The sequence below is a fragment of the Methylobacterium sp. WL120 genome, from assembly GCF_008039465.1.
Taxonomy (GTDB): domain Bacteria; phylum Pseudomonadota; class Alphaproteobacteria; order Rhizobiales; family Beijerinckiaceae; genus Methylobacterium; species Methylobacterium cerastii.
Genome location: NZ_VRUT01000052.1, coordinates 14,652 through 29,706 on the forward strand (window position 1 = coordinate 14,652; position 15,055 = coordinate 29,706).

Here is a 15,055-nt window from a genome sequence, read left to right on the forward strand (position 1 = left end):
CGGTGGCGGCATGGCGACGAAGACTGAAGACCCTCACCTCGAAGCGCCGTCCCCGACCCGGATCGCCGCGGCCGAGACCCCGAAGACGGCCCTGGTCTCGCCGGTCCTCGTCAGCGCGACCATCATCGCCGGCCTGTATTTCGGGCGCGAGATCTTCATCCCGATCGCCATCGCCGTGCTGCTCTCGTTCGTGCTAGGCCCGCTGGTGGCGCTGCTTCGGCGCTGGCACCTGCCACGTATCGTTGCGGTGGGCGCCGCGGTGGTGTTCACCCTCGGCGTCGTCGCCGCCCTGGCCACCCTGATCGGCGTGCAGGTGGCGGGCCTCGCCGGCGACGTACCGCGCTACCGCTCGACCATCGAACGCAAGGTCGAGGGCCTGCGCGACAGCCCGGCTGCGCATCTCGCCGCCTACGTCGCCAACATCGGCCGCGCGCTGCACGACGCCGGCAACGGCGACAAGGCGCAGAAGCCGGACGCCGAGGCCAAGCCCGAAAAAAAGCCGGAGGCTAAGCCCGAGCCGAACCCGGAGGCGAAGCCCGCGCGGCCGCAGGCGGATCCGGTCCTGGTCGAGATGCGGCAGGCGCAACCGGGTCCGCTCGAGACCGCGAGCACCCTGCTCTCCCCGGTGATGCAGCCCCTGGCCACCACCGGCATCGTGTTCGTCGTGCTGCTGTTCGTCCTGATGCAGCGCGAGGATCTACGCGACCGGATGATCCGGCTTGCCGGTTCCAGCGACCTGCACCGCACCACCGTCGCGATGGATGACGCCGCGCGGCGCCTCAGCCGCTACTTCGTGGTGCAACTGGCCCTCAACACCGCCTTCGGGCTCGTCGTCGGCATCGGGCTCTACCTCATCGGCGTGCCGAACCCCGTGCTCTGGGGCATCGTCTCGGCGGTCATGCGGTTCGTGCCGTATATCGGCGCCTTCCTGTCCGCCCTACTCCCGCTGGCCCTCGCCGCCGCGGTCGACCCCGGCTGGAACATGGTGATCGCCACCGCGATCCTGTTCATAGTGCTGGAGCCGCTCACCGGCCAGATCGTCGAGCCGATGCTCTACGGCCATTCCACTGGGCTCTCGCCCTTCGCGGTGCTGATCTCGGCCCTGTTCTGGACCTGGCTGTGGGGACCGGTCGGGCTTCTGCTCTCGACGCCGTTGACCGTCTGCCTCGTCGTGCTCGGCCGGCACATCGACAAGCTCGAGTTCCTCGACGTGTTGTTCGGCAACCGGGCGGCGCTGACGCCGGTGGAGAACTTCTACCAGCGCATCCTCGCCGACGATCCGGAGGAGGCCCAGGAGCACGCCGAGCTGATCCTGCAGACCTGCTCGCTGTCGGCCTACTACGACGACGTGGTGCTGAAGGGCCTCGAACTCGCCGCCCGCGACGCCGCCCGCGGCGTGCTCACCCTCGACCAGAAGTCCGACATCCGCGCCTCCGTCAGCGAGCTCGTCGATGCGCTCGCCGAGCGGGACGACCGGGTGCCGACGCCCGCCGCTTCCGAGTTCAAGCCGACGGGCGATGCCCCGGCGGCGGCAACGCCGGACCCCGACGCGATCCCGCCGGCCTGGTCGCAGGACGGGGCGGTGCTCTGCGTCGCCGGGCGCGGCTTCATCGACACGCCGGCGGCCACGATCCTGGCGCAGCTGTTGGCCAAGCGCGGGCTCGGGACGCGCATCGTTTCGTTCGGCGAGGTGTCGCGCGCGAAGATCGCGGACTTCGATCCCGGTGCGGCGCAGATCGTCTGCATCGTCTCGTTGGCGATCAGTGGCGAGCCGGCGCATCTGCGGCGCCTCGTCGACCGCCTCCAGCGTCGAATGCCGGACGTTCCGGTCGTCGTCGGGTTATGGCAGGCGGACGACGACTCCGCCGGCCGCGGCAGCATCCCGGCGGCCGAACACGTTTCGTCCCTGGGGAGCGCGGTCGACACGGTGCTCGCGCATGTCGGCACCAAGCCGGAGCGGCCGATCCTGCGCGTCGTGGCCGAGGCCTGACGGCGCAGGCTTGACGGCGCACGGCGAAACCCGCCTTCCTGCCGCGATTGCGGGACCGTGCGGGGAAAAGCCGATGAGCGTCGTCGAACTCGGCCGGTTCATGGACGACCTGGCCGAAGCCTCGGGCCAGGCGATCGTGCCATTCTTCCGGGCGCAGGTCGCCTTGACGGACAAGGCCGCCGGGACGGCGCCGTTCGACCCGGTCACCGAAGCTGACCGCGCGGCCGAGCTCGTCCTACGCAACATGATCCGCGCCCGCTTTCCCGCGCACGGCATCCTAGGAGAAGAATTCGGCTCGGAGCGTCTCGACGCGGAATACGTCTGGGTGCTCGATCCCATCGACGGGACGCGCGCCTTCATCACCGGCATCCCGACCTGGGGCACGCTGATCGGTTTGACCCGGAACGGCGGCGCCGTGCGCGGGCTCATGCACCAGCCCTATCTCGGCGAGCGGTTCACCGGCGACGGGCGCAGCGCGCGCCTGCGCGGGCCGCGCGGCGAGCGGACGCTCCACACTCGCCGCTGCGTCGACCTGTCGGCGGCGATGCTCGCCACCACCGACCCACGCCTGTTCACCGAGGGCGACGAGGCCGAGCGGTTCCGCGCGATCGAGGGCCGCGTGCGCATGTCGCGCTACGGCACCGATTGCTACGCCTACTGCATGTTGGCCTCGGGCCAGGTCGACCTCGTCGTCGAGGCCGGGCTGAAGCCCTACGACATCGTGGCGCTGATCCCGATCGTAGAGGGCGCCGGCGGCATCATCACCGCTTGGGACGGCGGCCCGGCGACCGCGGGCGGCCGCATCGTCGCGGCCGGCGACCCGCGCCTGCACGCGGCGGCGTTGAAGCACCTGAATCCGTAAGTCTCGCGCGCCTCCGGGCGATCGTCGGCACGTGCGCGCGAACTGAACCGATCGTGCGGCCGCGCCGTTCCTCGTGGTTCGCAACCCTCACCACGGACGCCCGTGCTCCTCGCCGCGATACTCCTCCTGACGACCCTGCCACCCCTGGCTGAGGATTCAGCCGTTGCACTTCGCGCGCAGGTCGTCACGCTGCGCGCATCTGGGGCCGAAGGCGCACCGTACTATCAGCACGTGGCGCGAGCGGTCTCGAACTGGCGGGCGCAGGCCGGGGCGGAGCTTCGGCCGGTCTCGCTCGCCCTGGTCGCGCGGGTCGCGCCGACCGAGCCGGCCTTCGTCGCGCGCTGCGCAAAGCTCAACAATTACTGGTGCATCAAAAGTGCGCGCTGGACGGGCGAAGTCGGCGCCGACGCCGAGGGGCATACCGGCTTCGCCACCGCGGCAGACGGAGCCGACGCCGCGGCCGGCCTGCTTCGGCGCTACTACCGCGACTACGGGCGCCGCACCGCGCTGGCGATCGTGCGCCGCTGGGCGCCCGCGAGTTGCGGCCTTCCAATGCCCGGGCCGATCGCGAAGAACACGAAGCCGTCGCCCCTCGCACCCCGCGGGATCGGCGGCACGCTTCGCGCCCGCTACCTCGCCCGCCACCTTCCCGGAGGTGCCCGCCGCGGCGGGCGGACGGCCCTGCGGGTGCAGCCCTGGTCGCCCCTGGCACGAATGAGCGGCCATCCCGCCCGGCGCCCTGCCATCGCGACCCGCGTCGCATCGCGGCCGGTCGCAGACATCGCCGCCGGGCTTTCGGACAAGCCGGCGGCCGCATCCGCTCGCGTCGTGCGCGGTGCGGACGGCCCGGCCGCGCTCCTCGACCGGAAGGTGCCGTCCCCGGATCGGCTGGTGGCCGAATCCGCGCTGCTGCCGATGATCGTCTCCGGCCTGTCCCTGGGCGATCTGCGCGCGCCGGCGCCGCTCTGCGGCGGCGACGAAGTCCGCATCGGCAACTACGCCGCCGCCATCGCCAAGAGCGTCGGCCTACGCTCCACGGACGACCTTGCGCTGTTCTCGCCCGATGGGAGCCCGCTGCCGAACCTCGCGGCGGTGATGCGTGCGATGTCGGCGGTGGAGCTCGGCGCCCTGCATGCCGGTCCGCCCCTCATCGAGGCCGCCATCGCCCGGCTCGGGCCGGTCACGGCGGCGACGGCCGACGCGGCGAAGTAGCGTTTGCCGAACGGAGTCTCGCCGCGTCAAAACCTTGCGGCGCTCCCCTCCCCGCGCCACCTGAACGGCGACGGCCGACCGGCTGGCCCTTCCGCGTCTCCCAACCACCTGAGTCCGCCCTTGCCCATCCAGAGTTTCGCCGCGCGCGCCGGCTCCGCGGTCAAGGCCTTCGCCGAGGCGTCGAGCGACTTCCTGATCCAGCCGACCCTGCGGCTCGGCGTCACCGGGCTCGCCCGCTCGGGCAAGACCGTGTTCACCACCGCGCTGATCCACCATCTCGTCGAGAGCCACGCGCTCCCCGCCTTCGCCCCGGCGCAGGAGGGCCGGTTGCGCCGCGCCCGCCTCGTGCCGCAGCCCGACGACGACGTGCCGCGCTTCCCCTTCGAGGAGCACTATTCCGCCCTCACCGAAGCCCGCCTGTGGCCGCGCTCCACCGACCGGATCAGCCAGTTCCGCCTTGCGATTGAGTACGAGCGCGCCGGCAGCTGGCGCTCCGGCCCGGGCACGCTGATGCTCGACGTGGTCGACTATCCCGGCGAATGGCTGCTCGACCTCGCGCTGCTGGAGCAGAGCTACACCGCCTGGTCGCGGGCGACGATCGCCGGAACCCGGCGCGCCGGCCGCGGGGAGATGGCGGCGCCCTGGCTCACGATGCTCAAGGGCCTCGACCCGGTGGGCCCCCTCGACGAGGTCGTGGCCGAGCGGGCGAGCGCCGCCTTCACCGCCTACCTGGCGGCGTTGCGCGCCGGGCCGGAGATGGTGGCGACGACGCCCCCCGGTCGCTTCCTGATGCCGGGCGACCTCGCCGGCTCACCGGCCCTGACCTTCGCGCCGCTCGATAGTCTGCCCGAGACGATCGAACCTAGGACGCTGGCCGGGCTGATGGAACGGCGCTTCGAGGCCTACAAGGCCAAGGTCGTCGTGCCGTTCTTCCGCGACCACTTCCAGCGCGTCGATCGCCAGATCGTGCTGGTCGACGTGCTCGCGGCCGTCGATGCCGGGCCGGCGGCGCTCGCCGAGTTGGAGGAGGCGCTGGATTCGGTCCTGCTCAGCCTGAACATCGGCCGCAACACGCTGCTCTCGCGGCTGTTCGCGCCGCGTGCCGACCGGATCATGTTCGCGGCGACCAAGGCGGACCACCTGCACCAGACCAGCCACGACCGGCTGGAGGCGCTGCTGCGCCTGCTCGTCTCGCGCGCCATGCGCCGGACCGAGGCCGCCGGCGCCCGCGTCGGCACCGTGGCGTTGGCTTCGGTCCGCGCCACCCGCGAGACCACGATCCACGACGGCGACGCGGTGCTGCGCGCCGTCGCCGGCACGCCCGAGGCCGGCGAGACCGTCGGCGACGAGCTGTTCGACGGTAAGGCTGAGGCCGCGGTGTTTCCCGGCCATCTCCCCGTCCGGCCCGAGGCCGTGCTCGAAGGCGCGGTCGAGCCGGGCTCGCTGCGGTTTCCCCGGTTCCGCCCTCCGGTGATCAAGCCCGACGCGCTGGAGCGGCCCGGTCACCTGCCGCAGATTCGACTCGACCGGGCGATGCAGTTCCTGATCGGCGACAAGCTGACGTGATGGCCGGGGCGACAACCTTGAGGATGATGCCGTGAGTTCGACCCAGCGCCCGCGCGCCTTCCGCATCCCCGCCGCCGACGCGCCGGCCTCGAGCGAGGCCCTCGCGCCGATGCCGGCGGCGCCGGGCGGCGTCCGCATCGTCGAGGACCCGGTCGAGATCGTGGACGCGGCCGACGGCGTGCCGGTGCCGATGGCGAAGTCCCGTGGCGTCCCCTGGGGCGGCCTCCTGCTTTCGGCCGCGGGCGGGCTCGTGTCGCTCGGCGTCGGGCTCTCGGTCGAGCGGCTGATCGCCGACCTGTTCCAGGCCGCGCCCTGGCTCGGCGGCGTCGCCCTGGCGCTCCTGGCTTTGGCCGGGCTCGCGCTCCTAGCGATCGTGGTGCGTGAGCTGCGCGGGCTCTGGCGCGAGCGCAAGATCGAGCACCTGCGCCAGGCCGCGGTCACGGCGATCGCCACGCGTGACCACAGCGCGGCCCAGGGCGTGGTCCGCGACCTCTCGGCGTTCTATGCGGAACGCGTGGGGCTCGCGGCCGGCCGCCAGCGGCTCGAAAGCTCGGCGGACGCGATCCTCGACGTGGACGACCGCATCGGCCTCGCCGAGCACGAGCTGTTGAGCCCCCTCGACCGGCAGGCGCGCAACGCCATCGCCACCGCCGCCAAGCAGGTCTCGGGCGTCACCGCGCTGAGCCCCCGGGCGATCGTGGACGTGGCGTTCGTGGTCTTCTCCGCCGTGCGGCTTCTGCGCCGGATCGCGGCGATCTACGGCGGGCGCCCGGGCTTCCTCGGGTTCTTGCGTCTAGCACGCGCGGCCCTCACGCACCTGACCGTCACCGGCGGGATGGCGGTCGGCGAGAGCATGATCCAGCAGGTGCTCGGCTTGGGGATCGCGGCGCGGGTGTCGGCGAAGCTCGGCGAGGGCGTGCTGAACGGCCTGATGACCGCCCGCTTCGGCCTCGCGGCACTTGCGGTCTGCCGGCCCCTGCCGTTCGTGCGCGAGGCGCCGCCCCGGCTCTCGGACGTCGCCGGCGAACTTCTCCGCCCGGCCGACCCAGAGCCAAAGTAGCGGGAGACGTTAGGACTGCGCCCGCTTCTGCACCGCTTCGGCGTTGCGGCGGTTGGCGATGCGGGTGAACATGTTGCCTGTGTAGTCGGCGACCTTCGGCTTCTCGACGGCCACGAGTTGGGCCTCGAACGCCTCGATGCGCTTGAGCAGCGCGGCGTCGCCGAAGATCGAGCTGTTGAAGGAGGTGTGGGCGCGCTCGCCCAGCGCCGTCTGCACGGCCTCCAGTCGCGTCAGAAGCTCTTTTCGCGTCACGTCGATCTCCCGCGGGCCGGATCGCCCGTGATCCGAGGTCCATCAGCGCGGGCTTCGGTAAACGGGAGGTTAACCGGGCGCCTGCGGCCTGAGCGATGCGCTCACAGGTCCTTCATGAATCCGGCAAGCCGCATCAGGCCCTCCGGCCACGGCCCGTGGCCGCTGGCGACGTTGACGTGGCCCGATTCGCCGGCATCCACCAAGGCCGAGCCCCAGGCGTAGGAGAAGTCCTCGGCACGCTCGTAGCGGCAATAGGGATCGGTGCGGCTTGCCACCAGCAGGGATGGGAACGGCAGTGGGTCGCGCGGCAGCGGTGCGAAGGCGCGCACGCTATCGGGCAGGTTCGGCGTCTCCTCGACGTCCGGCAGCGCCACGAACAGCGCCCCGACGACGCGGCCCCGCGGCAGCTTCGGAACCGCCTCGACGCAGGCGACGACGCCGAGGCTGTGCGCGATCAGGATGACGGGGCGCGTCGCCGCCGCGACCGCTTCGACGACGCGACCGCACCATGCGTCGGGCTCCGGCGCATGCCAGGAATCCTGCTCGACGACGCGGGCGGTGGACATTCGGCTGGCCCAGCGCGCCTGCCAATGGCCTTCCTCCGAGCCGCCCAGGCCCGGAACGATCAGGATGTCGCAATCGGCGGTCTTCATGGCCGCGTCCCTACCCGCTCTCGGCGAAAGGGTCGAGAACGAAGAAAGGCGGCGCTTGCGGCGCCGCCTCTCCGATCGGTTCCCATATGGGTTTGCTTCAGAGCCGGTGGGCCGTCCGGTCGTCGCCCTGGTGCTCGGGCTCTGCCTTGAGGCCGGCCTTCTGGGCCGCCGTTTGGATGTTGTCCGGGTCGAGGGCGGTCTCAACGAACTCCCGGCCGCGGTTGGTGAACTCGCGGGCGTAGCGCAGGCCCTGGTCGCGGACCTCGTCGGCGTAGGGTCCGATGTTGCGGTCTTCCTGGCGGGTCCGGGGTAGCAGCGCGCCGAGCAGCAGGCCAGCGGCGACGCCCACCACGCCGACCAGCAACGGGTTCTCGGTGACGAACTGCTCCACCGCCGTGCGGCTGCGCTCGAGCTTGTCGCTGCCCCGCACCACCACGTCGTCGATCTTGCGCATGTGGTCGCGGTGGACGCCCGAGACCCAATTGCGGGCCTCGTCCGCAGCACCGCCGAGGCGGTCGCGCACGTCGTCCGCGAGATCCGAAGCGCGATCCCGCGTCCGGTCGGCGAAGTCCGCCGCGCGGTCGGCGGCATCGCTTGCCGCAACGCGGGCCTTGTCGGCTACGTCGCCGACCTTGCCGACGACGTCCGGGCCAGGACCGGCTTGGTGATCGTGCGGAGAGGCGTCGTGACGGCCGATCGGGTCGCGCAGCCCCGCGGGGTCGGGCCGCAGGGTATGGTCGGCCGCCTTCGCATGCGGATCGAGGTCGACCGGATCCAGGGCGGCGGCATGCAAACCGGCCTCGACTTTCGCGGCGGCGCGCCGCGCGATGTCGTCGGGAAGATGGTTTTCGGTGGCGGCCGACTTGCTCGTGTCGCCCAGGCTCGTGTTGCTCATGGCGTGATCCTTCAGAACTCTTACGCGGCTGGCAAAACCCGCGAGGGGCCAATCCGAGGGGTCGTTCGGGGCGTCGGCCCGGGCTGTGCGAAGCGGCGTCCCGTCAGGCGCGGGTCTCGTCCAACAGCGGCGGCTTCGGTTGGCGTGTGGGCAGGTCGGGATCGTAGGCGCGGGCGGCGCCGTCGTTCAGGACCGGCACGCGCTCGGCGGAGGTGTGCGTCCGTCGGCGGTTGGCGTCCTGGGACATCCGATGCATCAACCAGCCGACGCCGGCCGCGATCAGCAGGACCGGCACCGGGTTCCGGCGGACAGCCTCGAGCGCTCCGTCATAGGCACCTCTGACGGCGGGGGCGCGGCGGGCGTTGCCGAGCATCTCGTCGACCAGGCTCGAAACCGAGAGGCGGCCCTGAATGCGGTCGATGGTCTCATCGAGGCGCGCGCGGCTCGCCTCGATGTCCCGCTCCATCTCATTCATCGAACTCATCCGGACACTCTCTCGGAAAGGGCGCGGGCGTCCTGGCGGACCTGCCGGCCGGTGCGGGTGGGGGTGAGCGTCGAGAACGACAAGGCGTTGCGTCCCCAGAGCGCCATCCCGATCGCGAGCACCAGGAGGACGCCGCCGACGATCAGGGCCGACAGCCACTCGGAGCCGACGATGGTGGCGAGCCACTTCACGAAGGCGCCGATCAGCACCAGCAGGGCGACGACGGAGAACACCGCAGAGGCCATGAGGCAGACGATGCCGACGATGAGCGAGCGGACGTTCTTCGCCATCTCGGCGCGGAACAAGGCGATTTCCTTGCGTGCGAGATCGTTGGTCTCGCGCAGGGCATCGCCGATGAGGCTCTGGATGCTGCCGGCGGGGGAGCCGGAGGAGGAGCCCGGAGGCGGGGTGTGCGATCCGTTCGACATGGCCGGGCCGATCAAGCGCGGAAGCTGTCGCGCGCGTCGCCTTCCGGCGGCAGGCTCGACGACTTGATGAAGCGGGCGGCGATGAAGCCGGCCACGAAGGTCCCGACCGCAACCGCCACCGGCGCGCGGCGGGCGAAGGCTTCGGCCTCTCCGTAGAAGTCGGCGAAGCTGCGCGACTCGATCGAGCCGCCGAGTTGGCTCAAGCCGTCGGCCGCGCTGTCGAAGAACGCCTTGATGTTCGGGCGATCCTCGAAGTCCTTGCTCGAATCTCGAAGGGTCTTGGCGAGGTCGTGGACCGATTGGGCCGCGTCGTTCTTGCGACCCTCGACGAAGGTCTGGGCCTGGAGCCGGGCGGCATCCATCAGGCCGCGGCCGCGTTCGGCCGCGACGTCGGCGATCCCCTCGACATCGCCCTTCAGGCCGCGCCATTCGGCCTGCTCGCTCGCGGCGGCGTGGGCCGGATCGGGGTGGGGGATCTCGGACGCAGCCATGAGCGGGACTCCTTCGTACACGGGTCTTGGAGGGCGATGTTCGCCTGAGTAACATCGCCCGCGTCCCCGGGTTCCGGGGACGGCCGCGCGAACGGCGGGTCAGGCGCCGTTCAGGCGTCTTCGGCCCAGGTTCGCGCCTGTCTCCGACGCCCCGCGCGGCGGGGACGGGCGCCGGGACAGGCCTCTGATTTCGTCTTGAGGGCTGCAAACGATCGCTTGACCCGCAGCGGTCATTCGCGCTTGGCTAACCCTACGGATCGCCGGGAACTCTCGCGCGTTCACGGATGGAAAGAAACGTTGACGTTGCGCGTTCCACGCCGGCGCGCTTGAGGATCCGGAGCCCACCTGAGTGGCACGCCTTGTGATCGTATCGAACCGCGTTGCGGTTCCGGAAGAAGGCGGCAAGGCGGTCGCCGCCGGCGGCCTCGCCGTCGCCGTGAAGGAGGCCTTCACTGCCTACGAGGGATTGTGGTTCGGGTGGAGCGGCAACATCAGCGAGGAGCCCTCAGAGGAGCCGACGCTGATCGACCGCGACCGCGTCCAGTACGCGGTGGTCGACCTCTCGCCGCAGGACCACGAAGAATACTACGCCGGCTTCGCCAACCGGGCCTTGTGGCCGATCATGCACTACCGGCTCGGGCTCGGCATCTTCTCGCGCTCGGATTATGCCGGGTATTGCCGCGTCAACCGCATCTTCGCGCGGGCGCTGGCCAAGCTCGTCCAGCCCGACGACATCATCTGGGTGCACGACTACCACCTGCTGCCGATGGCGGCCGAGTTGCGCGGCCTCGGGCTCTCGAACCCGATCGGCTACTTCCACCACATCCCGTGGCCGGCCGCCGACGTGTTCAACACGCTGCCGGCCAGCAACGACCTGCTCCGCGCCATCGCCGACTACGACCTGATCGGCCTGCAGACCGACCCGGACGTGCAGAACCTGTCGCGCAACCTGATCGACACGCTCCGCGCGATCCCCCTCGGCGGCGGCTCGCTGATGGTCGACGGCCGGCGCACCCGGATCCGCAGCTTCCCGATCGGCATCGACGTCGCCGGCTTCAAGGACGCGGCGGAGAAGGCCGGCTCGAACAAGGTGGTCCGCGAGACGATGGCCGGCCTGCGCACGCGCAAGCTGTTGATCGGCGTCGACCGGCTCGACTATTCCAAGGGCGTGCCCGAGCGGATGGAGGCGGTCGAGCGCTTCTTCGCCTCCAACCCCGACCAGCGCGGCAACGTCACCTACATCCAAATCACGCCGAAATCGCGCAGCGAGGTGCCCGAGTACGAGCAGCTCTCGCGCACTGTCAACGAGACGGTCGGCGAGATCAACGGCGCGCTCGGAGACCCGGCCTGGACGCCGATCCAGTACGTGACCAAGGCCTATCCTCGGCCGGTGCTCGCGGGCCTCTACCGCGCCGCCCGCGTCGGCCTCGTCACGCCGATGCGCGACGGCATGAACCTCGTCGCCAAGGAATATGTCGTCGCCCAAAGCGAGGACGATCCGGGCGTGCTGGTCCTGTCCAAGTTCGCCGGCGCGGCGCGACAAATGCCCGAGGCGCTGATGGTGAACCCCTACGACCGCTTCGAGGTCGCCGAAGCGATCCGGACGGCTCTCTACATGCCGCGTAGCGAGCGGCTGGAGCGCTGGAAGCCGATGGTCGAGCGCATGACCCGCGAGGACGTCGACTGGTGGGCGCGAAACTTCCTATCGGAACTCGAGAACTTCCGCACCGTCGAGCGCGAGCCGCCGACGACGGCCGCGGCGGCGGAGTAGGCTTGAGGCGAGTAGCTTTGGGTCACGACCGGGCGCGCCGCACAGCCCATTCGCCCCGGCGACTTGATCCGGGAACACGGATGCGTCCACACCGGCTCCGGGCCGGGGGGACCATCGCATGTCGGATTTTCGTATGATCGCCGTCGACGACGGCGTGCCGACGCCGTTGGGCGCCCACTTCGACGGACGCGGCGTCAACTTCGCCCTGTTCTCTGAGCACGCGACCGCGGTCGACCTCTGCCTGTTCGAGCCGGGCGAGCGCCACGAGAGCCGGACGATCCGGCTTCCCTGCCGCAGCGACGACGTCTGGCATGGCTACCTGCGCGGCGTCCTACCGGGCCAGCTCTACGGCTACCGCGTTCATGGGCCGTGGGAGCCCGCGCGCGGGCACCGCTTCAACCCGTCGAAGCTTGTCCTCGACCCTTATGCCCGCGAGATCCGCGGGCGCATCCGCTGGCACGACGCCCTCTACGGCCACCGCCGCGGCCTGCAGCGCGAGGACCAGATCGACCGGCGCGACAGCGCGGTCTACATGCCGAAATCGGTCGTCACCGCGCCCGAGGTTCCGAACCTCGCACTCCAGCCGATCCGCAGGCCGCTGTCCGAGACGGTGATCTACGAGGCGCACGTCAAGGCGCTGACGATGACCCATCCGGCGGTGCCGGAAGCCGAGCGGGGCACCTACGCGGCGCTGGCGCATCCGGCCATCGTCGAGCACCTGTGGAAGCTCGGCGTCACCGCCCTCGAGCTGCTGCCGATCCAGGCCTTCGCCGACGACCGCTTCCTCGTCGAGAAGGGGCTGGTGAACTTCTGGGGCTACTCGCCGCTCGGCTACTTCGCGCCCGATCCGCGCTACCTCGGCGACGGCGGGCTCGGCGGCCTCAAGGCGGCGATCCGCGAGCTGAACGCCGCCGGCATCGAGACGATCCTCGACGTGGTCTACAACCACACCGCGGAGGCCGGCCATACCGGCCCGACCCTGTCGTTCCGCGGCATCGACAACGCGAGCTACTACAAGCTCGATCCGGCGAACCCCCGCCGCGACGTCGACTGCACCGGTTGCGGCAACACCCTCGACGTCGCCCACCCGCGGGTGATGCAGATGGTGCTGGATTCGCTCCGGCACTGGGCGACGGCCTACGGCATCGCCGGCTTCCGCTTCGACCTTGCCACCAGCCTCGGCCGGTCGCCCTCCGCGTTCTCGGCGCAGGCCGCGTTCTTCCAGGCGGTGGCGCAGGACCCGGTGCTCGCCCAGGTCAAGATGATCGCCGAGCCCTGGGACCTCGGCGAGGACGGCTACCGGCTCGGCGGCTATCCGCGCGGCTGGAGCGAGTGGAACGACCAGTTCCGCGACGCCGCCCGCGGCTTCTGGCGGGGCGACGCCGGCCAGCTCGCCAAGCTGACGCAGGGGCTGACCGGATCGCGCGAGGTGTTCGCGCCCTCTCGCCGCTCCCCGCTCGCCAGCATCAACTTCGCTGCGACCCATGACGGCTACACGCTGGCCGACGTGGTCGCCTACGAGGAGAAGCACAACGCGGGGAACGGCGAGGACAACCGCGACGGCCACGGCCACAACGTGTCGCGCAACTACGGCGTCGAAGGGCCGACCGACGATCCCGCGATCCGTGCCGTCCGCGCCCGGCAGGTGCGCAACCTGCTCGCCACCGTGATGCTGGCCCAGGGCGTGCCAATGCTGCTGATGGGCGACGAGCGCTCGCGGACGCAAGCGGGCAACAACAACGCCTACTGCCAGGACAATGCGACGAGCTGGATGGACTGGTCGACCGATCCCGACCCGGACCTCGGCGTGTTCGTTTCCAACCTGACGCGCCTACGCAGGGAGCGGCCGGCCTTGCGCCGACGCGCGTTCTTCGACGGCGCGCCGGTCGCGCCCGGGGGGAGCCTGCGCGACGTGCACTGGCTGTCGCCCTGCGGTGCGGAGATGGACTCCGAGGCCTGGGCCGACGAGAGCCGGCGCGCCTTTGGGATGCAGATCGGCAACGACCTCGACCGCGGCCGTATCCTGATCCTGATCAACGCCGACCAAGGCCCTTGCGACTTCCGCCTCGCAGCGGTGGTCGGCGGCCCGTGGCACCCGGTCTTCGACAGCACCGCCGCGACAGGCGCCGTCCCGCCGGACGCCCCCGGCTACGCATCAAGCGCCGTCGTCCCGCTCCAAGGCCGCGCGATCCTGGTGCTCGCCGAGGGCGAGGCGGAACCCGCGCAGCCATCAGGCCGGTTCGTCGCCGCCTGAGGCCGGCCGCCGATTCCGTCTCGCAGCCGCTTCAGTGATCGTGGCCGCAATCCGGGCCGTGCACGTGAGGAGCGTGATCGTGCGCGGCATGATCGTGGGCATGCTGATCGTGGCCGTGGTCGGCATGCCCGTGGTCGTGCTCGTGAGCTGCGGGTCCATGATCGTCATGCGCGTGTGCCGCAAGATCGTGGTGGTCGTGCGAATGGTCGTGGCCGCAGGTTCTGTGGTCGTGGGCCATGCGCTCGGGGCGGAAGGCGCGATCGACCGGGGTCGCCGTGCAGCCCTGGCCGCGGACGAGCTCCGCCGTGGCGGGCGTCGCCGGGACGTGGAGGATTTCGGCGCCGATCTCGGCCGCGACGTGGTTGCCGCCGAGCTGCCAGGCGAGGCGCATCAGGCGGGCTGGATTCTCGGCGCGAACCTCGAGCAGCGCCTCCGGGGCGGCCTTCACCGCGACGAGGCGACCGTCGTCGAGGCGCAGGGCGTCTCCGTCCTCGAGGGCGGCGGCCTTCGCCAGCGCCAGGTCGATATGCAGGCCGCCGGCGCTGTGTAGGTGCCCGCGCTGCGCCTGACGCCCGGCATGGTCGAGGCTGATCGTGTCGACGACCGCATCGGGGCGGACCGCGGCCCGGCGGACGATCGTGGTGGCTCTCGGCATGGCACCCTCTCTCAGGCGATGGTCGCGACGGACGGGGTCGCCGATTTCGGAAACCCGCTTCCGCAGGCTCTTAACCCGCGCCGCGCGCCGTGCCGAGGGCATTTCGCGGCGTCGACGGCCCGAGCCGGAGCAAATCGGAGCCTTGAACCGGGGCGCCGCACCCTGGAGACAAGCCCGGCTTTTCGGCTGCTTCCCCACATCCCGGCGGAACCTTGGCCGTATCAAATGCATTTCATGGTGGATAAGGCTAAGCTCGGACCGCACCATCACCACGGCGAAACGCCGGACCGGATGCACAAGGGAGTCTCGGAACTCATGAAGAAGCTCATCGCCGCCGCCCTCGCCGGCACCCTCGCCCTCTCGGTCGGCGCCTGCAACACGCCGCAGGATCGCGCCCTCGGCGGTGCCGGCCTCGGCGCCCTGGCAGGCGCCGCGATCGGCGGAGCCGCCACCGGGCGCGCCGGCGGTGCGCTGGCCGGTGC

Annotated in this window: 14 protein-coding genes; 7 read left to right on the forward strand and 7 right to left on the reverse strand. The window is 71.1% G+C overall.

Annotated features, from left to right (window positions below; translation table 11 throughout):
- The first annotated feature begins 10 nt into the window (after positions 1–10).
- From FV229_RS11920 to FV229_RS11940, 5 genes are all read left to right on the forward strand, one after another.
- Entirely contained in the window at positions 11–1,990 is a 1,980-nt protein-coding gene (locus tag FV229_RS11920; RefSeq protein ID WP_147752182.1) for an AI-2E family transporter, read from the forward strand.
- Between the two features lie 73 nt (positions 1,991–2,063).
- Positions 2,064–2,852 carry a histidinol-phosphatase gene (hisN, locus tag FV229_RS11925; RefSeq protein WP_147752183.1) on the forward strand — a complete coding sequence of 263 codons (789 nt, stop codon included), beginning with the start codon at positions 2,064–2,066 and terminating at the stop codon, positions 2,850–2,852.
- Between the two features lie 102 nt (positions 2,853–2,954).
- Positions 2,955–4,064, forward strand: a complete 1,110-nt coding sequence (locus tag FV229_RS11930; RefSeq protein WP_147752184.1) for a hypothetical protein — start codon at positions 2,955–2,957, stop codon at positions 4,062–4,064.
- 120 nt (positions 4,065–4,184) lie between these two features.
- Entirely contained in the window at positions 4,185–5,630 is a 1,446-nt protein-coding gene (locus FV229_RS11935) for a YcjX family protein (protein ID WP_147752185.1), read from the forward strand.
- Positions 5,631–5,661: 31 nt separating this feature from the next.
- Entirely contained in the window at positions 5,662–6,690 is a 1,029-nt protein-coding gene (locus FV229_RS11940) for a TIGR01620 family protein (protein WP_147752186.1), read from the forward strand.
- Positions 6,691–6,699: 9 nt separating this feature from the next.
- On the opposite strand, the gene FV229_RS11945 is transcribed toward FV229_RS11940, so the two are convergent.
- The 6 genes from FV229_RS11945 to FV229_RS11970 all read right to left on the reverse strand — a co-directional run bounded on the left by FV229_RS11945 (position 6,700) and on the right by FV229_RS11970 (position 9,893).
- Positions 6,700–6,942 (reverse strand): hypothetical protein, encoded by a 243-nt coding sequence (locus FV229_RS11945; protein ID WP_147752187.1) that lies wholly within the window; start codon positions 6,940–6,942, stop codon positions 6,700–6,702.
- A gap of 101 nt (positions 6,943–7,043) precedes the next feature.
- The gene (locus FV229_RS11950) at positions 7,044–7,595 is read right to left on the reverse strand and encodes an alpha/beta hydrolase (protein WP_147752188.1); all 552 of its coding nucleotides are present in this window, start codon (positions 7,593–7,595) and stop codon (positions 7,044–7,046) included.
- Positions 7,596–7,692: 97 nt separating this feature from the next.
- Positions 7,693–8,490, reverse strand: coding sequence for a hypothetical protein (locus tag FV229_RS11955; RefSeq protein WP_147752189.1), 798 nt, complete (start codon positions 8,488–8,490; stop codon positions 7,693–7,695).
- Positions 8,491–8,593: 103 nt separating this feature from the next.
- Complete coding sequence (locus tag FV229_RS11960) at positions 8,594–8,965, reverse strand: DUF3618 domain-containing protein (protein WP_147752194.1); 372 nt, start codon at positions 8,963–8,965, stop codon at positions 8,594–8,596.
- Positions 8,966–8,970: 5 nt separating this feature from the next.
- Positions 8,971–9,402, reverse strand: a complete 432-nt coding sequence (locus tag FV229_RS11965; protein WP_147752190.1) for a phage holin family protein — start codon at positions 9,400–9,402, stop codon at positions 8,971–8,973.
- A gap of 11 nt (positions 9,403–9,413) precedes the next feature.
- Entirely contained in the window at positions 9,414–9,893 is a 480-nt protein-coding gene (locus FV229_RS11970) for a hypothetical protein (protein ID WP_147752191.1), read from the reverse strand.
- Between the two features lie 349 nt (positions 9,894–10,242).
- Between FV229_RS11970 and FV229_RS11975 the strand changes: the two genes are divergently transcribed.
- Entirely contained in the window at positions 10,243–11,664 is a 1,422-nt protein-coding gene (locus FV229_RS11975) for a trehalose-6-phosphate synthase (protein WP_147752192.1), read from the forward strand.
- A gap of 133 nt (positions 11,665–11,797) precedes the next feature.
- Positions 11,798–13,918, forward strand: a complete 2,121-nt coding sequence (glgX, locus tag FV229_RS11980; protein WP_147752195.1) for a glycogen debranching protein GlgX — start codon at positions 11,798–11,800, stop codon at positions 13,916–13,918.
- Positions 13,919–13,949: 31 nt separating this feature from the next.
- On the opposite strand, the gene FV229_RS11985 is transcribed toward glgX, so the two are convergent.
- Complete coding sequence (locus FV229_RS11985) at positions 13,950–14,573, reverse strand: urease accessory protein UreE (protein ID WP_147752193.1); 624 nt, start codon at positions 14,571–14,573, stop codon at positions 13,950–13,952.
- Positions 14,574–15,055 lie beyond the last annotated feature (482 nt).

What these genes read in the sequence shown, in the direction of transcription:
- FV229_RS11920 (WP_147752182.1), top strand. Translation starts at nt 11, where the DNA reads ATGGCGACGAAGACTGAAGACCCTCACCTCGAAGCGCCGTCCCCGACC.
- hisN (WP_147752183.1), top strand. Translation starts at nt 2,064, where the DNA reads ATGAGCGTCGTCGAACTCGGCCGGTTCATGGACGACCTGGCCGAAGCC.
- FV229_RS11950 (WP_147752188.1), bottom strand. Translation starts at nt 7,595, where the DNA reads ATGAAGACCGCCGATTGCGACATCCTGATCGTTCCGGGCCTGGGCGGC.
- FV229_RS11955 (WP_147752189.1), bottom strand. Translation starts at nt 8,490, where the DNA reads ATGAGCAACACGAGCCTGGGCGACACGAGCAAGTCGGCCGCCACCGAA.
- FV229_RS11960 (WP_147752194.1), bottom strand. Translation starts at nt 8,965, where the DNA reads ATGAATGAGATGGAGCGGGACATCGAGGCGAGCCGCGCGCGCCTCGAT.
- FV229_RS11965 (WP_147752190.1), bottom strand. Translation starts at nt 9,402, where the DNA reads ATGTCGAACGGATCGCACACCCCGCCTCCGGGCTCCTCCTCCGGCTCC.
- FV229_RS11970 (WP_147752191.1), bottom strand. Translation starts at nt 9,893, where the DNA reads ATGGCTGCGTCCGAGATCCCCCACCCCGATCCGGCCCACGCCGCCGCG.
- glgX (WP_147752195.1), top strand. Translation starts at nt 11,798, where the DNA reads ATGATCGCCGTCGACGACGGCGTGCCGACGCCGTTGGGCGCCCACTTC.
- FV229_RS11985 (WP_147752193.1), bottom strand. Translation starts at nt 14,573, where the DNA reads ATGCCGAGAGCCACCACGATCGTCCGCCGGGCCGCGGTCCGCCCCGAT.